At 61.7% G+C, this 20348-nt stretch carries 21 protein-coding genes; 20 read left to right on the top strand and 1 reads right to left on the bottom strand.

The features are described from left to right. The first annotated feature begins 1 nt into the window (after position 1). From VMP31_RS19805 to flhB, 11 genes are all read left to right on the top strand, one after another. Positions 2–1696: a SpoIIE family protein phosphatase gene (locus VMP31_RS19805; protein ID WP_325509406.1), complete on the top strand. Its 1695-nt coding sequence runs from the start codon at positions 2–4 to the stop codon at positions 1694–1696. A 30-nt stretch (positions 1697–1726) separates the two neighbouring features. After that, positions 1727–2083: an Hpt domain-containing protein gene (locus tag VMP31_RS19800; protein ID WP_325509405.1), complete on the top strand. Its 357-nt coding sequence runs from the start codon at positions 1727–1729 to the stop codon at positions 2081–2083. Positions 2084–2163: 80 nt separating this feature from the next. After that, positions 2164–3438, top strand: a complete 1275-nt coding sequence (locus VMP31_RS19795; RefSeq protein ID WP_325509404.1) for a flagellar hook-length control protein FliK — start codon at positions 2164–2166, stop codon at positions 3436–3438. Between the two features lie 258 nt (positions 3439–3696). After that, the gene (gene fliL, locus VMP31_RS19790) at positions 3697–4221 is read left to right on the top strand and encodes a flagellar basal body-associated protein FliL (RefSeq protein ID WP_325509403.1); all 525 of its coding nucleotides are present in this window, start codon (positions 3697–3699) and stop codon (positions 4219–4221) included. A gap of 13 nt (positions 4222–4234) precedes the next feature. Beyond that, on the top strand, positions 4235–5206 hold the full coding sequence (fliM, locus tag VMP31_RS19785) for a flagellar motor switch protein FliM (RefSeq protein ID WP_325509402.1): 972 nt from the start codon (positions 4235–4237) through the stop codon (positions 5204–5206). Positions 5207–5243: 37 nt separating this feature from the next. Then, entirely contained in the window at positions 5244–5714 is a 471-nt protein-coding gene (fliN, locus tag VMP31_RS19780; RefSeq protein WP_325509401.1) for a flagellar motor switch protein FliN, read from the top strand. 2 nt (positions 5715–5716) lie between these two features. Beyond that, a complete protein-coding gene (fliO, locus tag VMP31_RS19775; protein WP_325509400.1) occupies positions 5717–6148 on the top strand; it encodes a flagellar biosynthetic protein FliO in 432 nt (143 codons plus the stop codon). Further along, the gene (gene fliP / locus VMP31_RS19770) at positions 6148–6933 is read left to right on the top strand and encodes a flagellar type III secretion system pore protein FliP (protein ID WP_325509399.1); all 786 of its coding nucleotides are present in this window, start codon (positions 6148–6150) and stop codon (positions 6931–6933) included. Before fliO ends, fliP begins: the two co-directional genes overlap by 1 nt. Positions 6934–6935: 2 nt before the next feature. Beyond that, positions 6936–7205 (top strand): flagellar biosynthesis protein FliQ, encoded by a 270-nt coding sequence (gene fliQ / locus VMP31_RS19765; protein WP_325509398.1) that lies wholly within the window; start codon positions 6936–6938, stop codon positions 7203–7205. A 5-nt stretch (positions 7206–7210) separates the two neighbouring features. Beyond that, on the top strand, positions 7211–7984 hold the full coding sequence (gene fliR / locus VMP31_RS19760; protein ID WP_325509397.1) for a flagellar biosynthetic protein FliR: 774 nt from the start codon (positions 7211–7213) through the stop codon (positions 7982–7984). 3 nt (positions 7985–7987) lie between these two features. Beyond that, on the top strand, positions 7988–9124 hold the full coding sequence (gene flhB, locus VMP31_RS19755; protein WP_325509396.1) for a flagellar biosynthesis protein FlhB: 1137 nt from the start codon (positions 7988–7990) through the stop codon (positions 9122–9124). A gap of 25 nt (positions 9125–9149) precedes the next feature. Here flhB and sodC read toward each other — a convergent pair whose 3' ends face one another. Then, positions 9150–9671, bottom strand: a complete 522-nt coding sequence (sodC, locus tag VMP31_RS19750; RefSeq protein WP_325509395.1) for a superoxide dismutase [Cu-Zn] SodC — start codon at positions 9669–9671, stop codon at positions 9150–9152. A 244-nt stretch (positions 9672–9915) separates the two neighbouring features. Here sodC and flhA point away from each other — a divergent pair, with 244 nt between their 5' ends. The 9 genes from flhA to VMP31_RS19705 all read left to right on the top strand — a co-directional run bounded on the left by flhA (position 9916) and on the right by VMP31_RS19705 (position 20347). Next, a complete protein-coding gene (gene flhA, locus VMP31_RS19745; protein ID WP_325509478.1) occupies positions 9916–12039 on the top strand; it encodes a flagellar biosynthesis protein FlhA in 2124 nt (707 codons plus the stop codon). 15 nt (positions 12040–12054) lie between these two features. Continuing rightward, a complete protein-coding gene (flhF, locus tag VMP31_RS19740; RefSeq protein WP_325509394.1) occupies positions 12055–13356 on the top strand; it encodes a flagellar biosynthesis protein FlhF in 1302 nt (433 codons plus the stop codon). Between the two features lie 67 nt (positions 13357–13423). Beyond that, complete coding sequence (gene fleN / locus VMP31_RS19735) at positions 13424–14254, top strand: flagellar synthesis regulator FleN (protein ID WP_325509393.1); 831 nt, start codon at positions 13424–13426, stop codon at positions 14252–14254. Then, on the top strand, positions 14251–14997 hold the full coding sequence (fliA, locus tag VMP31_RS19730; RefSeq protein WP_325509392.1) for an RNA polymerase sigma factor FliA: 747 nt from the start codon (positions 14251–14253) through the stop codon (positions 14995–14997). Before fleN ends, fliA begins: the two co-directional genes overlap by 4 nt. A 91-nt stretch (positions 14998–15088) precedes the next feature. Next, complete coding sequence (locus VMP31_RS19725) at positions 15089–15463, top strand: chemotaxis response regulator CheY (RefSeq protein ID WP_178113450.1); 375 nt, start codon at positions 15089–15091, stop codon at positions 15461–15463. Between the two features lie 19 nt (positions 15464–15482). Continuing rightward, on the top strand, positions 15483–16271 hold the full coding sequence (locus VMP31_RS19720; protein WP_325509391.1) for a protein phosphatase CheZ: 789 nt from the start codon (positions 15483–15485) through the stop codon (positions 16269–16271). An 11-nt stretch (positions 16272–16282) separates the two neighbouring features. Beyond that, positions 16283–18454 (top strand): chemotaxis protein CheA, encoded by a 2172-nt coding sequence (locus tag VMP31_RS19715; protein WP_325509390.1) that lies wholly within the window; start codon positions 16283–16285, stop codon positions 18452–18454. A gap of 45 nt (positions 18455–18499) precedes the next feature. After that, a complete protein-coding gene (locus VMP31_RS19710) occupies positions 18500–19606 on the top strand; it encodes a chemotaxis response regulator protein-glutamate methylesterase (RefSeq protein ID WP_325509389.1) in 1107 nt (368 codons plus the stop codon). Then, positions 19607–20347: a flagellar motor protein gene (locus VMP31_RS19705; protein WP_325509388.1), complete on the top strand. Its 741-nt coding sequence runs from the start codon at positions 19607–19609 to the stop codon at positions 20345–20347. Position 20348: the final 1 nt, after the last annotated feature.

Below are 20348 nucleotides of genomic sequence, written 5' to 3'. Positions count from 1 at the left end.
CATGCCAGAGCGCTTGTCCATTCTGATCGCCGAGGACAACGCTGCCGACCGCATGCTGTTGTCGACCATCGTCAGCCGTCAGGGGCACCGTACCTTGACGGCTGCCAATGGCCTGGAGGCGGTCGCGCTATTCGAGCAGGAGCGCCCGCAGCTGGTGCTGATGGACGCCCTGATGCCGCTGATGGATGGCTTCGAGGCGGCGCGGCGAATCAAGCAGATGGCCGGCGAAGAGCTGGTGCCGATCATCTTTCTCACCTCCCTGACCGAAGGCGAAGCCCTGGTACGCTGCCTGGAGGCCGGTGGCGACGACTTTCTCGCCAAACCCTACAATCGGGTGATTCTCGAAGCCAAGATCAACGCCATGGAGCGCCTGCGCCGTTTGCAGGACACCGTGCTGAAGCAGCGCGATCTGATTGCCAAGCACAATGAACACCTGCTCACCGAGCAGCGGGTGGCCAAGGCGGTGTTCGACAAGGTGACCCATTCCGGTTGTCTGGATGCGCCGAATATCCGCTACCTGCAGTCGCCCTATGCGGTATTCAACGGCGACCTGATGCTGGCCGCCTTCAAGCCTTCCGGCGGCATGCATGTGCTGCTTGGCGACTTCACCGGTCACGGCCTGCCCGCGGCGATCGGAGCCATGCCGCTGGCCGAGGTGTTCTATGGCATGACCGCCAAGGGCTACTCGCTGGCCGAAGTGCTGCGCGAGATCAATGCCAAGCTCAAGCGCATCCTGCCGGTCGGGGTGTTTTGCTGCGCGACCCTGCTCAATATCAGCTTCCAGCGTCAGATCGTCGAAGTGTGGAACGGCGGCCTGCCCGATGGCTACCTGCTGCGCAGCAGCGGCGAACGCTTGCCGCTGGTGTCGCGGCACCTGCCGCTGGGAGTGCTGGAGCCGGCGAGCTTCAATGACAAGTACGAGGTCTACCCGCTGGCGCTGGGGGACCGGGTGTTCCTGCTCTCCGATGGCGTGCTGGAGGCCCGCAATCCGGACGATGAGCTGTTTGGCGAGGCGCGCCTGCTCGAGGTGTTTACCCGCAATCGCATGCCTGCGGAGTTATTCACCGAGATTCAGCAGGCGCTAACGCTGTTCAGTGGCGAACAGCAGGACGATGTCAGCCTGCTGGAGGTCAGCCTGGTCGAGGACGGTGCCCTGGCGCGGCCCCCTCTGGCGTTCGCTGACAGTGGCCAAAGCCATCCGCTGGACTGGTCGGCGAGCTTCGAGTTCCGCGGGGAAACCCTGCGTCACTTCAATCCGCTGCCGTTTCTGCTGCAGCTGCTGCTTGAGGTGCAGGGCCTACGTCCCCAGGGCGGGGCCCTGTACACGGTGCTTGCCGAACTCTATTCGAATGCCCTGGAGCACGGCGTGCTGGGCCTGGACTCGGCGCTGAAGGCCAATGCCGAGGGCTTTGCCGAGTATTACCGCCAGCGCAGCCAGCGCCTGGCGCGGCTGAGCGATGGCTATGTGCGGTTTCACCTGCGCCTGCAGCCCGAAGCGGGCGGTGGTCGCCTGGTGGTGCGGGTCGAAGACAGCGGGCCGGGCTATGATCCTTCGCGCGTCCTGGCGCAGCAGGCGCATGTGTCGGGCCTCAGTGGGCGTGGTCTGACCCTGGTGCGGCAGTTGAGCGAGCGCTGCAGCTGGGATGCCGGCGGGCAGGGCGTCAGCGTGGAGTTTTCATGGTTGCCTGGGGCATAATCCGGCGCAGCATGTCCAGGGAGGTTGACGTTGTCCGATATCCATCTAGATAGCAACGTGTTGGCGGCCTTGCAGGACGTCATGGAGGATGAGTATCCGGTCCTGCTGGATACCTTTCTGCTCGACTCCGAGGAGCGCCTGCTGGTGTTGCGTCAGGCCCTGCAGGCCGCCGATGCCCAGGGGCTGCGCCTGGCTGCGCACAGCTTCAAGGGCAGTTGCAGCAACATGGGCGCGCTGATGCTGGCGGGCCTGTGTCGGCAACTGGAGGAAGCCGGTCGTCGTGAGCAACTGCAGCGGGCCCCCGAACTGGTGGAGCAGATCGAGCGAGAGTTCGCCATCGTGCGGATTCTGATGAAGTCCGAGCGGCAGCGTTACCGGCACCTTTAGCCTATCTGACAGCATCGCTGCAAAGTTGGCCCAGCCCTTGCAAAACTCTCCCCACGACTAACCCCGAACGGAGAGTATCCATGTCCGTTGCCCCCGATCTGCTGCTTAAATCGGCACCCCCGACAAAACCCCGGGCAGCCGCGGCCAAAGCCCCGGAGAAAGCTGCCGAGCCCTCCAGGAATGAGGCCTCCAGCTTTTCCCAGGTGTACGCCAAGGAACGTCAGGCCAAGGCCGCGGAGCGCAGCGATGCACCGGCCAGGCCCGCTCGCGAGAACCAGCCCAAGGCGCAGGAAGAGGAAAACCCCGAGGCCGCCACGGCCATTGGCCAACCCGAGCTTGCCGATAGCGGCAAGGCTTTGCCGAGTGAACCGGCAAGCGAGGAGGTGGTGCTGGATCCTCTGCTGTTACTGGGTATAAGTGCTGAGCCGGTTGAGATGGACGAGACGGTCGAACTGCCGGCAGAAACCGAGCCGGAGCCGCTGCTGATCTCGACCGGCAGCCTGACCAGTTCCGGGCCTGCAAGCATGACTGAGGCCAGCTTCGATCCGCAGATCGATGCCTTGAACCAGTTGCCGGCCGTGCGCATGGCTCTGGAAATGGGGGCCAAGGAAAACGCCAAGGTCGACCATGCTACCTTGCACGCACAGATGAACCCCGCGGCTCAGAACGCGGCACAGAATCCGGGGCAGAGCATGCTCGCCAACCGTCTGCTCGAAGAGATGCAGCCGGTAGACGAGACGTTGCCGGAGTCGCTCGAGCTGCAACTGGAGTCCCTCAGTGCCAAGGGCCTTGAGGCCCTCAAGGAAAGCTCGGCACAGACGCCGCCGGAGAACTTCGTCAGCAAGCTCAATGCCCTGAGCCAGGCGATTGGCCAGCAGCAGTCCGTGTCGGCCCGCACCCCGGTTATTCCCGGGCAGCCAGTGCCGATGCAACAGGGCGGCTGGAGTGAGGCGGTGGTGGATCGGGTGATGCTGATGTCCAGTCAAAACCTCCGGTCGGCGGAGATCCAGCTGGATCCGGCCGAGCTGGGGCGTCTGGAAGTGCGTATCAGCGTCAATCAGGAACAGACCCAGGTCACCTTCGCCAGCCCCAACGCCGGCGTACGCGAGGCGCTGGATGCGCAGATGCACCGCCTGCGGGAAATGTTCGCCCAGCAGGGTATGAACTTGCTGGATGTGAATGTCTCCGATCAGTCGCTGAATCGCGGCTGGCAGGGCCAGGAGGGTGATGGCAATGGCCGCGGCGGGTCGGGCAGGGAGGGTCTCGCGGCGGACGAAGAGCTGCTCCAGAACCCTATGGATACACGTGGCGGCACGCCAATCGCAGCCCGCGGCCTGGTCGATTATTACGCCTAGGGTGAACTCCGAGAGGCAGCCGGGTCGGTTGCCGCTGTAGTTGCCGCGCGCACTGATCTAAACTCTGTTTCGCCCGACTCCATGTTGCAGGGAGTCGGGCGATTCTGTTTGGGGCGATCTATGGGTGCGGCATGGGCCCGGTGACATGACCAGCGCTATGCGGCCGGCTACTGAACGCGGCTGGTTGACAGACTGGCATAACACTTGCTCTTAACCCTTTGAAACGGATAGAACTCCGAATAGTGACGGATTATTGGCATGGCTAAGAAAGAAGCACCGCCGGCAGCGGCAAGCGCCGAGGCCAAACCGCCCGGCAAAATGAAGTTGATCATCCTGATTGCCGTGATCGTGCTCCTGGCCATAGGCCTGTCAGTGGGGGCCACCTGGTTCTTGCTGAGCAAAGGTGACAGCGCCGCCGAGCAACAGGCCCAGGCTTCCGCCGAGCCCGCCGTACCGCTCAAGCAACCGGCGATTTATGAAGAGCTGAGCCCGGCCTTTGTGGTCAATTTCACTCAGCAGGGGCGGGCCCGTTACATGCAGGTCAGCGTTGCCCTGATGGCCCGCGACCAGTTGGCGCTGGATGCCCTCAAGGTGCATATGCCGGTGCTGCGCAACCGCCTGGTGATGCTGTTCTCCAGTCAGGATTTCAACGCTCTGATGACTCCCGTCGGCAAGGAGATGCTGCGTCAGCAGGCCACCGCCAGCGTGCAGGAACTGGCCGAAAAGGAAACCGGCAAACTGACCGTCGAACAAGTGCTGTTCACCAATATCGTGTTGCAGTAATCGGGAGCCGAAGATGGCCGTGCAAGACCTGCTTTCCCAGGATGAGATCGATGCGCTGCTGCACGGCGTCGACGACGGCTTGGTCGAAACCGAGGACGAGGCTGAGCCCGGTAGCGTCAGGCAATATGACCTGACCAGCCAGGATCGCATCGTCCGCGGGCGCATGCCGACCCTGGAGATGATCAACGAGCGCTTCGCCCGCTATACCCGTATCAGCATGTTCAACCTGCTGCGCCGTTCCGCTGATGTGGCCGTGGGCGGCGTGCAGGTGATGAAGTTCGGTGAGTACGTGCACTCGCTGTATGTGCCCACCAGCCTGAATCTGGTGAAGATGAAGCCGCTGCGCGGCACCGGCCTGTTTATTCTGGATGCCAAGCTGGTGTTCAAGTTGGTGGACAACTTCTTCGGCGGTGATGGTCGTCACGCCAAGATCGAGGGCCGCGAGTTCACTCCGACCGAGTTGCGCGTGGTGCGCATGGTGCTGGATCAGGCCTTTGTCGATCTGCGCGAAGCCTGGCACGCGGTGATGGATATTCACTTCGAGTACGTCAACTCGGAAGTGAACCCGGCCCTGGCCAACATCGTCAGCCCCAGCGAGGTGATAGTCGTCTCCACCTTCCATATCGAACTGGATGGCGGTGGTGGCGACCTGCATATCACCATGCCTTATTCGATGATCGAGCCGATCCGCGAGATGCTCGACGCCGGTTTTCAATCCGATGTCGACGATCAGGACGAGCGCTGGATCAAGGCCCTGCGCGAAGACATCCTGGGCGTCAGCGTGCCCCTGGGGGCCACCGTTGCTCGCCGTCAGCTCAAACTGCGCGACATTCTGCATATGCAACCGGGCGATGTGATTCCGGTCGATCTGCCCGAGCACGTGGTGCTCTGCGCCAATGGCGTGCCTTCTTTCAAGGTCAAGCTGGGTGCCCACAAGGGCAACCTGGCGTTGCAGGTGCTCGGCCCCATAGATCGCCAGCGTTAACCCCTAGCCCCCCTTTACTGCCAGCCGAGGACCCACGATGGCCGACGAGAACGAAAACGAAGCCACTAGCCCCGAAGAACAGGCACTTGCCGACGAGTGGGCGGCGGCATTGTCCGAGGCCGGCGATGCCGGGCAGGACGATATCGACGCCATGCTGGCTGCGAGCAACACGGCTCCAGCCGTGCCGCGTGCGGCCATGGAAGAGTTCGACAACGCGCCGAAGATGAACCTGCCGGTGAATCTGGATGGGCCAAACCTGGACGTGATTCTGGATATTCCGGTGTCGATTTCCATGGAGGTCGGCAATACCGATATCACCATCCGCAACCTGCTGCAGCTCAACCAGGGCTCGGTTATCGAGCTCGATCGTCTGGCCGGCGAGCCGCTGGATGTGCTGGTCAACGGCACCCTGATTGCCCATGGCGAAGTGGTGGTGGTCAACGAGAAGTTCGGCATTCGCCTGACCGACGTGATCAGTCCAAGCGAACGCATCAAGAAGCTGCGCTGATCATGCCTAGAGTCTCGTTGCTGGGCCTGGCCCTGTCGCTCTGGGCCGTTGCTGCCGAATCGGCCGAGAAGGCCGCGACCCCGCTTGCCGATTCGACCACGGGCGGTCAGTTGGCGCAGTTGCTGTTCGGGCTGTTGCTGGTGATCGGGGTGATTTTTCTGCTGGCCTGGCTGGTGCGGCGCGTGCAGCAGATCGTGCCGCGCGGCGGCCAGGTGATCAAGATAGTCGCGACCCAGGCCCTGGGCCCGCGTGACCGGCTGGTGCTGGTGCAGGTAGGTGGCGAACAGATTCTGCTGGGGCTGACCCCGGGCACCATCAGCGCTCTGCATGTGATGGCCGAGCCGGTGCATTTCCCCGATGCCGAACCGGCTTCGGCCGAGTTCGCCCAGCGCCTGATGGAGCTGTTGGGCAAGGACCAGAAGGACAAGTCTTGATGCTGCGTTTGTTGCTGGTATTGGTTTTTAGCCTGGGTGCTTCGCTTGCGTTCGCCGCAGATGCGCCGACTGCCAGCACCTTGATTCAATCGGGTAACAACCCGCTGTCGGTTCCGGCCATTACCCTGAGTACCGACACCGACGGCCAGCAGGAGTACTCGGTCAGCCTGCAGATCCTGTTGATCATGACGGCGCTGAGCTTTATCCCGGCGTTCGTCATGCTGATGACCAGCTTTACCCGGATCATCATCGTCTTCTCGATTCTGCGTCAGGCCCTGGGGCTGCAGCAGACGCCTTCCAACCAGATTCTGGTGGGTATGGCGCTGTTTCTGACCATGTTTATCATGGCCCCGGTGTTCGAGCAGATTAACCAGGAGGCCCTGCAGCCCTACCTGAATGAGCAGCTGCCGGCTCAGGAGGCCATCAGTCGGGCCGAGGTGCCGATCAAGAACTTTATGCTGTCGCAGACCCGTGAGAGCGATCTCGATCTGTTCGTGCGTCTGTCCAAGCGTACCGATATCGTCAGCCCGGAAGCGGCTCCGTTGACCATTCTGGTACCGGCCTTTGTCACCTCTGAACTGAAAACCGCCTTCCAGATCGGCTTTATGATCTTTATCCCGTTCCTGATCATCGACATGGTGGTGGCGAGCATCCTGATGGCCATGGGTATGATGATGCTCTCGCCGCTGATCATTTCCCTGCCGTTCAAGATCATGTTGTTCGTGCTGATCGACGGTTGGGCGCTGATTATGGGCACCCTGGCCGCCAGCTTTGGAGGGCTCTAGACATGACGCCTGAAGTGGCGGTGGACCTGGTGCGCGGAGCCCTGTGGCTGACCGCCAGCATCGTGGCGATCCTCGTGGTCCCCAGCCTGATCGTCGGCTTGCTGGTGGCCATGTTCCAGGCCGCGACCCAGATCAACGAGCAGACCTTGAGCTTTCTGCCGCGTCTGCTGGTGATTCTGGTGGTCCTGATCATGGCCGGGCCCTGGCTGGTGCGCGAGCTGATGGAGTACACAGAGAACTTGATCATGAATATTCCGATGCTGATCGGCTGACGCCCATGCTTGAGCTGAGCGATGGGCAGATCGGCAGCTGGGTGGGCAGCTTTCTGCTGCCACTGTTTCGTATCGCCTCCATGTTGATGTTGATGCCGATCATCGGTACGCAGCTGGTCTCGGCACGGGTACGGCTGTATTTCTCCCTGGCCATCTGCGTGGTGTTGGTGCCGGCCCTGCCGGAGATGCCGACAGTGGATGCCATCAGCCTGCAGGCCTTGCTCTGGATCGCCCAGGAAATTCTCATCGGCGCGATGCTGGGCTTCACCCTGCAGCTGTTCTTCCAGGTCTTCGTGATTGGCGGGCAGATCGTTGCCATGCAGATGGGCCTGGGCTTCGCCTCCATGGTCGATCCGGCCAACGGCGTTTCAGTGCCGGTAATCGGTCAGCTATTCATGATTCTGGTGACCCTGCTGTTTCTCGCCATGAATGCCCATCTGGTGGTGTTCGAGGTGCTGGCGGAGAGTTTTGTGACCTTGCCGGTGGGCGGTGGCTTTCTGGTCGACAACTACTGGCAGGTGGCTAACAGGTTGGGTTGGGTGATCGGGGCGGCGCTGTTGCTGGTGTTGCCGGCGATCACCGCGCTGCTGGTGGTCAACCTGGCTTTCGGGGTGATGACCCGGGCCGCGCCGCAGCTGAATATCTTCTCCATCGGTTTTCCCCTGACCCTGGTGCTGGGGATGGTCATCGTCTGGATCGGCATGGCCGATATCCTCGCCCAGTACCAGGTGTTTGCCACCGAGGCTCTGGGCTTTCTACGTGCGATGGCGGGGGCATAAGCCATGGCTGAATCCGAAAGCGGTGCCGAAAAAAGCGAGGAACCCACGGGCAAGCGACTCAGTGAGTCGCGCAAAAAGGGTCAGATCGCCCGCTCCAAGGAACTCAATACCCTGGCCGTGACCATGGGCGGTTTCGGCGGGTTGCTGGTTTTTGGTGGCAGCATGGGTAACGCCATGCTGGACATCATGCGGGGTAACTTCTCGCTGCCGCGGGAGGTGATCATGGATGAGAACAACATGGGGCTGTGGCTGGCCGCCTCGGGGGAAATAGCCATGGAGGCCATGTTCCCGCTGTTTCTGTTGCTGCTGGTGGTGTCCATCCTGGGGCCCATCTCCCTGGGCGGCTGGCTGTTCTCGGCCGAGGCCATGGCCCCCAAGGCCAGCCGGATGAACCCGTGGGCCGGGCTCAAACGGATGTTTTCCGTCAACGCCCTGGTCGAATTGTTCAAGGCGCTGGCCAAGTTTGTGCTGATTCTGCTGGTGGGGGTGGCCGTGCTGGCGGCCTTTCAGGATGACCTACTGGCCATCGTCCATGAGCCCATCGAGTCGGCCATTATCCATTCGATCAATGTGGTGGGCTGGTGCGCGCTGTGGATGTCCTGTGGGCTGATTCTGATTGCTGCAGTGGATGTGCCGTTCCAGCTGTGGAGCAACAAGAAAAAGCTGATGATGACCAAGCAGGAAGTGCGCGACGAGTACAAGGACAGCGAAGGCAAGCCCGAGGTCAAGCAGCGCATCCGTCAGATGCAGCGGGAAATCTCCGAGCGACGCATGATGCAGGCCGTACCTGAGGCCGACGTGGTGATCACCAACCCGACCCACTTTGCCGTGGCGCTCAAGTACGACCCGAGCAAGGGCAGCGCGCCGGTGCTGCTGGCCAAGGGGGGCGACTTCACCGCGTTGAAGATTCGCGAAATCGCCAACGAGCACAAAGTCATGGTGCTGGAATCGCCAGCCCTGGCGCGGGCGGTGTTCTATTCCACCGAACTGGACCAGGAAATTCCCGCCGGGCTGTACCTGGCCGTCGCCCAGGTGCTGGCCTACGTTTACCAGCTTCGCCAGCACAAGGCCGGCAAGGGCAAGCGCCCGGCTCCGCTGCCGGACTTGCCGATCCCGCCGGATTTGCGCCGCAACGAGTGATGCATAGCCTGCAGCAGGTTTGCGTCTAGTCGATCACGCCGCACGCCACGCGTGCTCCGCCACCGCCCAGGGGTTTTGGATGGTCGGCATGGTTGTCGCCACCGGCATGCACCATCAGCGACAGACCTTCCAGCTCCCTCAGGTTCTTGATACGGGGTGCCAGTACCGGCTGGCTGGCCTTGCCATCCGCGGTGACCAGCAGGGCGGGCAGGTCCCCCAGGTGACCATCACCCCAGGGCCGGTCGTGCTTACCCGTACTCTGCGGGTCCCAGTGGCCGCCAGCGGCTTCGGCTGCCGAGGGCTTACCATCCTTGGGGGCCGGATCGCAGCTGGGCTTGCTGTGTACATGGAAGCCATGCAAGCCGGGTTCGAGACCGTGCAGCTGCGGGGTGAACACCACGCCATACGGGCTCTCGCTGATAAGCACCGCGCCGACGGAGGCACCCTGGCCTTTGGCATCCACGGCATTGAGTGAAACCGACAGGTCGGCAGCCTGAAGGTTTGCGGCGCAGCAGCCGGCCAGTGCGGCAATCATCCATCCTTTCATCATTGACTCCTTGGTGACTCTCTAGAAAAGCGCGGCAGGCATGCCGCGCCCTGCCTGTGCTGGGACTGGCATTTGCTGGCGAGGTTCGCTGTTTTCATCACGCGCGAGCATTACTCCCTGGTGGAACGCCACCTGGCGAGCTATTGCGAGCGGCGTTGGCGAAAGTGGAAAGCTTCTTGCAATCATCGACATAGTGGCGCCCTAAGCGTCAAAAGATTGAATTGGCTGGGGTAGGGAAGTGGCAATAGATCGTTCGCAAATGATCAGTGATGTACGCAGCAACCTGTCCGGGTTGAAGCAGGGCAATCTGGGTATTCCACTGTTGCTGCTGGTCATGCTCGGCATGGTCATGCTGCCGATTCCGCCTTTTCTCCTCGATGTGCTCTTTACCTTCAGCATCGCCCTGTCGATCGTGGTGCTGCTGGTCAGTATCTATGCGCTGCGCCCCCTGGATTTCGCGGTATTCCCCACCATTCTGTTGGCCGCCACCCTCTTGCGCCTGGCGCTCAACGTTGCCTCGACCCGGGTGGTGCTGCTGCACGGGCATGCCGGCGGCGATGCCGCGGGGCAGGTGATCAAGGCCTTCGGCGAGGTGGTGATCGGCGGCAACTACGTGGTGGGTATCGTGGTGTTCGCCATTCTGATGATCATCAACTTCGTGGTAGTGACCAAGGGTGCGGGGCGCATTTCCGAGGTCAGCGCGCGCTTTACCCTGGATGCCATGCCGGGCAAGCAGATGGCTATCGACGCCGACCTGAACGCCGGCCTGATCGACCAGGCTGAAGCCAAGCAGCGCCGTTCCGATGTGTCCCAGGAGGCCGACTTCTACGGCTCCATGGACGGTGCCAGCAAGTTCGTGCGCGGCGATGCGGTGGCCGGCCTGCTGATTCTGTTTATCAATCTGATCGGCGGCATCGCCATCGGCGTGTTCCAGCACAGCCTGAATTTTGTCGATGCGGGCAAGGTTTACACCCTGCTGACCATCGGTGACGGTCTGGTGGCACAGATTCCCTCGCTGCTGCTGTCCACCGCAGCGGCCATCATGGTTACCCGGGTTTCCAGCTCCGAGGATATGGGCGCTCAGGTCAATCGCCAGATGTTTGCCTCGCCCCGCGCCCTGGCGGTGGCGGCCGCGATCATGATCGCCATCGGCCTGGTGCCGGGTATGCCGCATTTCTCCTTTATCAGCTTGGGTCTGGTGGCAGCCGGTGCGGCCTATTGGATCGCCAACAAGCAGCGGGTGGTGCAGGAGAGCGAGGTCAAGGAAGTACAGCGTCAGCAGGAACTGTTGCCGGCGCAGCGCGCTCAGGAGGTCAAGGAACTGGGCTGGGATGACGTGACGCCGGTGGATATGGTTGGCCTGGAAGTGGGCTACCGCCTGATTCCTCTGGTCGATCGCAACCAGGGTGGCCAGCTGCTGGCGCGGATCAAGGGGGTGCGCAAGAAGCTGTCCCAGGAGATGGGCTTTCTGATGCCCTCGGTGCATATCCGCGACAACCTCGATCTGCAACCCAATGCCTACCGCCTGACCCTGATGGGTGTCAGCGTGGCCGAGGCCGAGGTCTATCCGGATCGCGAGCTGGCCATCAACCCGGGGCAGGTCTTCGGTGCATTGAACGGCATTGCCGCCAAAGACCCGGCGTTTGGCCTGGAGGCGGTGTGGATCGATCCGAGCCAGCGCGATCAGGCGCAGTCGCTGGGCTACACCGTGGTCGACGCCAGTACCGTGGTCGCTACCCACCTCAACCAGGTGCTGCATAAGCATGCCCACGAGCTGCTCGGGCACGAGGAAGTGCAGCAGCTGCTGCAACTGCTGGCCAAGAGCTCGCCCAAGTTGGCCGAGGAGCTGGTGCCGGGCCTTATTTCGCTGTCGACCCTGCTCAAGGTGTTGCAGGCCTTGCTGCAGGAGCAGGTGCCGGTAAGGGATATCCGTACCATCGCCGAGGCCATCGCCAATGTTGCGGTCAAGAGTCAAGATCCCGCCGCGATGGTGGCGGCGGTGCGCGTCGCGTTGGCCCGGGCAATCGTGCAAAGCATTGTGGGACTAGACCTGGAGCTGCCTGTGATCACCCTGGAGCCCAGGTTGGAACAGATATTGCTCAATAGTATGAACAAGGCCGGACAAGGCTCCGAGGATGGCATTCTTCTGGAGCCCGGTATGGCCGAGAAGCTGCAGCGTTCCCTGGTGGAAGCGGCGCAGCGCCAGGAGATGCTCGGCAAACCGGTGATATTGCTGGTGGCCGGTCCGGTCCGGGTGATGCTCTCGCGTTTCGCGCGGCTGGCGGTTCCGAGTATCCATGTACTGGCATACCAGGAAATTCCGGACAACAAGCAAGTCACCATCGTTGCGACGGTGGGACAGAACTAACCGAGGTTACAGGCCATGCAGGTCAAACGCTTTTTCGCCGCCGATATGCGTACCGCCATGAAACTGGTGCGCGATGAGCTGGGTGCCGATGCCTCGATCATCGGCAATCGCCGGGTTGCCGGCGGTGTCGAGCTGACTGCCGCACTGGATTATCAGATTCCTGCCGCGCCGGCTCGTCAGCCCAATCCTGCGCTGGAGGCCGAGCTGCGTCAGACCCAGGCGAAGATCGCCTCGGCCCAGGCCGAGCTGGTCAGCCGTGCCCAGGGCGATGCCGGCAAGGACCGCCAACTGCTTGGCGCGCCGCCGAGCATGCCCGCAGCCAGTCTGGCGGCAGCCCTGCAGCAGCCTCAGGCTGCACCGGCAGCGGTGAGCGATCAACGTGCGCTGGATGCCATGCGTTTCGAATTGCATGGTCTGCGCGAGCTGATCGAAGTGCAGCTTGGCTCCATCGCCTGGGGTCAGCTGCAGAACCGTCGGCCGCAGCAGGCCAACCTGTGGCGGCGCCTGCAGCGCATGGGCCTGTCCGCCGAGCTGGCCAAGGCCCTGCTCGAACGCGTCGCCAATATCGCCGAGCCGCGCCAGGCCTGGCGTATGCTCCTGGCCCATCTGGCCCATGCGATCAAGACGCCGAAGCAGGAACCGATGGACGAGGGCGGCGTGATCGCTCTGGTCGGCCCCGCCGGTATGGGCAAGACCACCACCCTGGCTAAACTGGCGGCGCGCTACGTGCTCAAGTACGGCGCGCAGCATATCGCTCTGGTCAGCCTGGACAGCTATCGCATCGGTGCCCAGGAGCAACTCAAGACCTTAGGGCGTATCCTCGATGTACCGGTGACCCTGGTCGACCCGGGTCAGTCACTGACCCAGGCCCTGGCTCCACTGGCGCGCAAGCGTGTGGTGCTGATCGACACCGCCGGCCTGCCGGGCAACGATCCGGCGCTGCGCATGCAGCTGGAGACCCTGGCCAGTCGCGGGGTCAATTCGAAGAATTATCTGGTGATGGCGGCAACCAGTCAGAGCCAAGTGCTGAAAGCGGCCTACCATAGTTATAAGCAGTGCGGTTTGTCCGGTTGCATCCTGACCAAGGCGGACGAAGCCACCAGCCTGGGCGAGGTTTTAGGGCTGGCTATTAGCCAGCGTCTACCGGTAGCCTATCTGACCGATGGACCGCGGATCCCGGACGATCTGCATGTGCCGCGCAGTCACCAGCTGGTGAGTCGCGCAGTGGGGCTGCAGGCCACCCAGGACCCCAGCGAGGATACGATGGCCGAGATGTTTGCCGGCCTCTATCAGCAGCCAACGCGCCGCGCGAGTTGAGCATTAATCAATAGAGCACAGCCAGCCACATGGCTGCGGTCGAAGTTAGACAAGGTGTGTAGATAACATGGGTATGCATCCCGTACAGGTGATTGCGGTAACCGGCGGCAAAGGTGGTGTCGGTAAGACCAATGTGTCGGTGAATCTGGCCTTGGCCCTGGCCGATCTCGGCCGTCGGGTGATGCTGATGGACGCCGACCTGGGCCTGGCCAACGTCGACGTACTGCTGGGCCTGAGTGCCAAACGCACCCTGGAAGATGTCATCAGCGGCGAGTGCGAACTGCGCGAGGTTCTGCTGCAGGGACCGGGGGGCATTCGTATCGTGCCGGCGGCGTCCGGCATCCAGAGCATGGTGCAGCTGTCGCCGATGCAGCACGCCGGGTTGATTCAGGCGTTCAGTGATATCAGCGACAACCTCGACGTGCTGATTATCGACACCGCGGCCGGGATCGGCGATGGCGTGGTCAGCTTTGTCCGCGCCGCCCAGGAAGTGCTGGTGGTGGTGTGCGACGAGCCGACCTCGATCACCGATGCCTATGCCCTGATCAAGCTGCTCAACCGTGACCACGGCATGAACCGCTTCCGCGTGTTGGCCAATATGGCCCACAGTCCGCAGGAAGGTCGCAATCTGTTTGCTAAGCTGACTAAGGTGACTGATCGTTTTCTCGACGTCGCTCTGCAGTATGTAGGTGCCGTGCCTTACGACGAGTCGGTGCGCAAGGCCGTGCAGAAACAGCGCGCGGTTTATGAAGCCTTCCCGCGTTCTAAATGTGCGCTGGCGTTCAAGGCGATAGCCCAGAAGGTCGATGCCTGGCCGCTACCGGCCAACCCGCGCGGCCATCTGGAGTTTTTCGTCGAGCGCCTGGTGCAGCAACCGGTCGCGGACCCGGCCATATGACAGCAGCCTCTGGACTCCGTATGTATAGCAAAGCACAGGCGCAGGACTCTCAGCACCAGTTGATCGAGCGCTATGCGCCTCTGGTCAAACGCATTGCTTACCACCTTTTGGCGCGCTTGCCGGCCAATATCCAGGTGGACGATCTGATTCAGGCCGGAATGATCGGTCTGCTCGAAGCGTCAAAAAAATACGACTCCAGCAAAGGTGCCAGTTTCGAGACATTCGCCGGCATCCGCATCCGTGGTTCGATGCTCGACGAGGTGCGCAAAGGTGACTGGGCCCCCCGTTCGGTGCATCGAAACAGCCGCATGGTCAGCGACGCCATTCGAGTAATTGAGGCCAGAACCGGTCGAGACGCTAAAGATCAAGAGGTTGCGGCCGAACTCCAATTGAGTCTCGAGGATTACTACGGCATTCTTGGCGACACTTTGGGCAGCCGCCTGTTCAGCTTCGACGACCTGTTGCAGGATGGCGAGCACGGCGGACTGCGCGAGGATCTTGCCGGCAACAGCCTCGAACCCTCCCGGGATCTGGAAGACGAACGCTTTCAGGCGGCGCTGGCCGATGCCATTGCCGGCCTGCCGGAGCGCGAGCGGTTGGTGTTGGCGCTATATTACGACGAAGAATTGAATCTCAAGGAAATCGGCGAGGTACTGGGGGTTAGCGAGTCCCGCGTTAGCCAGCTTCACAGCCAGTGCGCCGCCCGGTTGCGGGCGCGGCTTGGCGAATGGCGCGCGAACTAGGTAGTTAAATCAGCAGGCCGGTTTCACGATTAAAGGCGTAGCCAGGTGCTGGATACGTTAGGACTGTACGGAGGTCGACTTGGACAAAAATATGAAAATCCTCATCGTTGATGACTTTTCAACGATGCGCCGGATCATCAAGAACCTCCTGCGTGATTTGGGGTTCACCAATACCGCGGAAGCCGATGACGGCACCACCGCCTTGCCCATGCTGCAAAGCGGCAGTTTCGATTTCCTGGTGACTGACTGGAATATGCCAGGCATGACCGGGATCGACCTGTTGCGTGCGGTGCGTGCCGATGAGCGCCTGAAAACCCTGCCGGTGTTGATGGTTACGGCAGAAGCCAAGCGCGATCAGATCATCGAGGCTGCGCAGGCGGGGGTGAACGGTTATGTGGTCAAACCGTTCACCGCTCAGGTGCTTAAAGAGAAGATTGAAAAGATCTTCGAGCGGGTCAACGGCTGATGTTTGCCGCGAGGGTACTATGGAACATAAAGATTCCCCTCAGAGCGACCTCGAGTCGACTCTGAAGCAAAGCGCTCGCCAGCTGGTTGACAGTCTGGAGCAAGGCAATTTTGGCGAAGCGGTACAGCTGATTCATGAACTCAACAAGGCGCGCGATCGCGGCCTGTATCACGAGGTCGGCAAGCTGACCCGCGAACTGCATAACGCGATTGTCAATTTCCAGCTTGATCCGCGCGTACCCCATGCCACCGAAGTCTCGCAAATCACCGACGCCACCGAACGGCTCAACTATGTGGTGACGATGACCGAGAAAGCGGCCAATCGCACCATGGATCTGGTCGAACAGAGTGCCCCGCTGGTCAATGACCTCAGCGCCGAAGCGCAGAGCCTGAGTGCCGACTGGGGGCGTTTTATGCGCCGCGAGATGAGCGCCGATGGCTTTCGTGAGCTGGCCAAGCGCGTCGAGCTATTTCTTGCCCGCAGTGAGCGCGATGGCAGCAAGCTGTCCGGTCATCTGAACGACATTCTGCTCGCCCAGGACTATCAGGACCTTACCGGCCAGGTGATCAAACGGGTGACGCAGCTGGTTACCGAGGTTGAGAGCAATCTGCTCAAACTGGTGCTGATGGCCAGCCAGGTCGATCAGATTGCCGGCATCGAGCACAACCACGAATTGCTCCGCGCCGAACAAGAACAGCAAAAAGAGCCTTCCCACGGTGAAGGTCCGCAGATTCATGCCGATAAGCGTGAAGACGTCGCATCCAATCAGGATGATGTCGACGACCTGCTTTCCAGCCTGGGATTTTAGGAGCACGTCTTATGAGCTTCGGCGCCGATGAAGAAATCCTCCAGGACTTCCTGGTAGAGGCCGGCGAGATTCTTGAACTACTGTCCGAGCAGCTTGTAGAGCTGGAAAGTCGGCCGGATGACATGAATCTGCTCAACGCTATTTTTCGCGGGTTCCATACCGTCAAAGGTGGTGCCGGTTTTCTCCAGCTCAATGAGCTGGTGGAATGCTGCCATATCGCAGAAAACGTCTTCGACATCCTGCGCAAGGGTGAGCGACGCGTCGACTCGGCGCTGATGGATGTGGTGCTGGAAGCACTGGATGCCGTCAACAGCATGTTTACCGAGGTGCGTGAGCGTACCGACCTGACCCCCGCCACCCCCGAGTTGCTGGCTGCCCTGGCGCGTCTGGCTGAGCCAGCGGGAGCCGCTGCGCCAGTTGCTGAAGCGCCCGCGGCACAGGCAGAGCCTGTAACGGGTGGTGCCGATATCACCGATAGCGAGTTCGAACAGCTACTCGGTGCCCTGGATGAGGCCCCAGCCCAGGCAACTGCGGCCGCCAGCGGTGATGAAATCACTGACGACGAATTTGAGTCCCTGCTCGATCAGCTGCATGGCAAGGGCCAGTTCGCGGCCACCGAGTCCCCCAGCGTGGCGGCACCTGCCGCTGCTGCGGCGTCCAGCACTGACGAAATCACCGACGACGAATTCGAGTCCCTGCTTGATCAGTTGCATGGCAAAGGCCAGTTTGCGCCGCCAGCCGAACCAGTGGCCAAGGCAGCTCCCGCCGCCCCTGCGGCAGCTTCCAGCGGTGACGAAATAACCGATGACGAGTTCGAGGCGCTGCTCGATCAGTTGCATGGCAAAGGCAAGTTTGTCGAGCCAGAGGCCGTCAGCGCTGCGCCAGTGGCGGCCCCGGTGAAACCCGTAGAAGCCGCCAAACCGGTGGCCAAACCCGCACCCAAACCTGCGGCCAAACCCGAACCGGTCAAGGCTGCGGCTGCCCCGGCTGCTGAGAAGGTTGCGCCGCCCAGCGAGGCGGAAACCACCGTACGGGTGGATACCGCGCGCCTGGACGAGATCATGAATATGGTCGGCGAACTGGTGCTGGTGCGTAACCGCCTGGTGCGCCTGGGCTCCAACAGCGCCGATGAGGCCATGTCCAAGGCCGTATCCAACCTCGACGTGGTGACCGCGGACCTGCAGACCGCGGTGATGAAAACCCGTATGCAGCCGATCAAGAAGGTCTTCGGGCGCTTCCCGCGTCTGGTTCGCGACCTGGCGCGCCAGCTCAAGAAAGAGATCAATCTGGAGCTGGTTGGCGAAGAAACCGACCTCGACAAGAACCTGGTCGAGGCGCTGGCCGATCCGCTGGTCCACCTGGTGCGCAACGCGGTCGATCACGGTATCGAGATGCCGGAGGAGCGTGAGGCCTCGGGTAAGCTGCGGGGCGGCAAAGTGGTGCTGTCCGCCGAGCAGGAGGGCGACCATATCCTGCTGTCGATTTCCGATGACGGCAAAGGTATGGATGCCGATCAGCTGCGTGCCAAGGCCGTGGAAAAAGGCCTGCTGGACAAGGACGCGGCCGACCGCCTCAATGAATTTGAATGCTACAACCTGATTTTCGCCCCGGGCTTCTCGACCAAAACCGAGATTTCCGATGTGTCCGGCCGCGGTGTGGGCATGGACGTGGTGAAAACCAAGATTTCCCAGCTCAACGGCACGGTCAACGTGTTCTCGGTCAAGGGCCAGGGCTCGAAGATCGTTATCAAGGTGCCGCTGACCCTGGCGATCATGCCGACCCTGATGGTGATGCTGGGCAACCAGGCCTTCGCCTTCCCGCTGGTCAACGTCAACGAAATCTTCCACCTCGACCTGTCGCGCACCAATGTGGTCGACGGCCAGGAAGTGGTGATCGTGCGGGACAAGGCGCTGCCTCTGTTCTACCTCAAGCGCTGGCTGGTCGGCAGTGCCGCCCACGTCGAGCAGGGCGAGGGCCATGTGGTGATCCTCACCGTGGGCAGTCAGCGCATCGGCTTTGTCGTCGATCAACTGGTGGGCCAGGAGGAGGTGGTGATCAAGCCGCTGGGCAAGATGCTCCAGGGCACTCCAGGCATGTCGGGCGCGACCATCACCGGTGATGGGCGCATCGCCCTGATTCTCGACGTACCGAGCATGCTGAAGCGTTATGCTCGGCGCATCTGAATATTAGCGGCACGCCTGTCTTTGTAGTGCCGTTTAGGAGTGTTTATGGCTGTTAAGGTGTTGGTGGTTGACGATTCCGGCTTCTTTCGCCGGCGTGTTTCGGAGATTCTTTCGGCCGACCCTAATATCCAGGTGATTGGTACAGCCACTAACGGCCGCGAGGCCATCGATCAAGCGCTGGCACTCAAGCCGGACGTGATCACCATGGATTACGAGATGCCGATGATGGATGGCATCACGGCCGTGCGTAATATCATGCAGCGCTGTCCAACCCCGGTATTGATGTTTTCCTCGCTGACCCACGAAGGCGCGCGGGTGACCCTGGATGCACTGGAGGCCGGGGCCGTCGATTTTCTGCCGAAGAACTTCGAAGATATTTCGCGCAACCCGGAGCGGGTCAAGCAGTTGCTGTGCGAGAAGATCCATACCATCGCCCGCAGTAACAGGCGCAGTTTCAGTCCGCCTGCCGTCCCGGCCGCAGCTCCCGCTACGCAAGCCCGCCCCGCAGTGCGTCCCGCAGCCGGTACCGCCAGCAGCTCCGTGGCTCGCCCGGCTGGCGCGCCAGCAGCTTCGGCTGCGCCCAAACGCAAGGCCTATAAGCTGGTTGCCATTGGCACCTCGACCGGCGGGCCGGTGGCCCTGCAGCGGGTCCTGACTCAGTTGCCGGCCAATTTTCCGGCTCCCATCGTACTTATCCAGCATATGCCGGCGGCTTTTACCAAGGCCTTTGCCGAGCGTTTGGACAAGCTCTGCCGGATCAGCGTTAAGGAGGCCGAGGACGGCGATGTGCTGCGCCCAGGCCTGGCCCTGCTGGCTCCCGGCGGCAAGCAGATGATGGTCGACGGCAGGGGCGTGATCAAAATCCTGCCCGGCGACGAGCGCTTGAATTACAAGCCCTGTGTCGATATCACCTTTGGCTCGGTGTCCAAGTCGTATCACGACAAGGTGCTGGCGGTGGTGCTGACCGGCATGGGGGCCGATGGCCGTGAAGGCGCGCGCCTGCTCAAGCAGAGTGGCAGCCAGGTATGGGCCCAGGACGAAGCCAGCTGCGTGATCTACGGCATGCCCATGGCCATCGTCAAAGCCGACCTGGCCGACGCGATCTACCCGCTCGACGAGATCGGCAGGCACCTGGCGGAGACCTGTATATAAATGGATGTACTGAGCCTGATTGGGGTCATCCTGGCCTTTGTCGCCATTCTCGGCGGCAACTACCTGGAGGGTGGCCATGCGGCGTCATTGCTCAACGGTCCGGCAGCCCTGATCGTGATTGGCGGTACCCTGGGCGCAGCTTTTCTGCAGGCACCGGTCAATGTGTTCAAGCGTTCGTTGGCCATCAGCCGCTGGATTTTCTTTCCGCCGCATATCGATTTGATCGGCGGCATCAATAGGGTTGTCGGCTGGAGCATGACCGCGCGCAAGGAGGGCTTGCTGGGCCTTGAGGCGGTGGCCGATGCGGAGAGCGACCCCTATGCGCGCAAGGGCTTGCAGTTGCTGGTCGACGGTGCCGAGCCGGAAGCTATTCGCAGCATCCTCGAAGTCGATCTGTATACCCAGGAAAGTCGCGATATCCAGGCCGCCAAGGTGTTCGAGAGCATGGGCGGCTATGCGCCGACCATTGGCATTATCGGTGCGGTGATGGGGCTGATCCATGTCATGGGCAACCTGGCTGACCCGAGCATGCTCGGCAGCGGTATTGCCGTGGCCTTCGTCGCCACCATCTATGGTGTCGGCCTGGCCAACCTGTTGCTGCTGCCCATCGGCAACAAGCTCAAGGCTATCGCCCAGCGCCAGTCGCGCTACCGGGAAATGTTGCTGGAAGGTGTCCTGTCGATCGCCGAAGGCGAGAACCCACGTTCCATTGAGTTGAAGCTGCAAGGCTTTATGGATTGAT

This window comes from Pseudomonas sp., from assembly GCF_035512415.1.
GTDB lineage: Bacteria > Pseudomonadota > Gammaproteobacteria > Pseudomonadales > Pseudomonadaceae > Aquipseudomonas.
This window is presented reverse-complemented; position numbering and strand designations above follow the sequence as displayed.

What these genes read in the sequence shown, in the direction of transcription:
- fliA (WP_325509392.1), top strand. Translation starts at nt 14,251, where the DNA reads ATGACAGCAGCCTCTGGACTCCGTATGTATAGCAAAGCACAGGCGCAG.
- VMP31_RS19710 (WP_325509389.1), top strand. Translation starts at nt 18,500, where the DNA reads ATGGCTGTTAAGGTGTTGGTGGTTGACGATTCCGGCTTCTTTCGCCGG.
- fliO (WP_325509400.1), top strand. Translation starts at nt 5,717, where the DNA reads ATGCCTAGAGTCTCGTTGCTGGGCCTGGCCCTGTCGCTCTGGGCCGTT.
- fliQ (WP_325509398.1), top strand. Translation starts at nt 6,936, where the DNA reads ATGACGCCTGAAGTGGCGGTGGACCTGGTGCGCGGAGCCCTGTGGCTG.
- VMP31_RS19705 (WP_325509388.1), top strand. Translation starts at nt 19,607, where the DNA reads ATGGATGTACTGAGCCTGATTGGGGTCATCCTGGCCTTTGTCGCCATT.
- fliM (WP_325509402.1), top strand. Translation starts at nt 4,235, where the DNA reads ATGGCCGTGCAAGACCTGCTTTCCCAGGATGAGATCGATGCGCTGCTG.
- VMP31_RS19795 (WP_325509404.1), top strand. Translation starts at nt 2,164, where the DNA reads ATGTCCGTTGCCCCCGATCTGCTGCTTAAATCGGCACCCCCGACAAAA.
- fliN (WP_325509401.1), top strand. Translation starts at nt 5,244, where the DNA reads ATGGCCGACGAGAACGAAAACGAAGCCACTAGCCCCGAAGAACAGGCA.
- sodC (WP_325509395.1), bottom strand. Translation starts at nt 9,671, where the DNA reads ATGAAAGGATGGATGATTGCCGCACTGGCCGGCTGCTGCGCCGCAAAC.
- VMP31_RS19805 (WP_325509406.1), top strand. Translation starts at nt 2, where the DNA reads ATGCCAGAGCGCTTGTCCATTCTGATCGCCGAGGACAACGCTGCCGAC.
- fliP (WP_325509399.1), top strand. Translation starts at nt 6,148, where the DNA reads ATGCTGCGTTTGTTGCTGGTATTGGTTTTTAGCCTGGGTGCTTCGCTT.
- flhF (WP_325509394.1), top strand. Translation starts at nt 12,055, where the DNA reads ATGCAGGTCAAACGCTTTTTCGCCGCCGATATGCGTACCGCCATGAAA.
- VMP31_RS19715 (WP_325509390.1), top strand. Translation starts at nt 16,283, where the DNA reads ATGAGCTTCGGCGCCGATGAAGAAATCCTCCAGGACTTCCTGGTAGAG.
- flhB (WP_325509396.1), top strand. Translation starts at nt 7,988, where the DNA reads ATGGCTGAATCCGAAAGCGGTGCCGAAAAAAGCGAGGAACCCACGGGC.
- fliR (WP_325509397.1), top strand. Translation starts at nt 7,211, where the DNA reads ATGCTTGAGCTGAGCGATGGGCAGATCGGCAGCTGGGTGGGCAGCTTT.
- fliL (WP_325509403.1), top strand. Translation starts at nt 3,697, where the DNA reads ATGGCTAAGAAAGAAGCACCGCCGGCAGCGGCAAGCGCCGAGGCCAAA.
- VMP31_RS19725 (WP_178113450.1), top strand. Translation starts at nt 15,089, where the DNA reads ATGAAAATCCTCATCGTTGATGACTTTTCAACGATGCGCCGGATCATC.
- fleN (WP_325509393.1), top strand. Translation starts at nt 13,424, where the DNA reads ATGGGTATGCATCCCGTACAGGTGATTGCGGTAACCGGCGGCAAAGGT.
- VMP31_RS19720 (WP_325509391.1), top strand. Translation starts at nt 15,483, where the DNA reads ATGGAACATAAAGATTCCCCTCAGAGCGACCTCGAGTCGACTCTGAAG.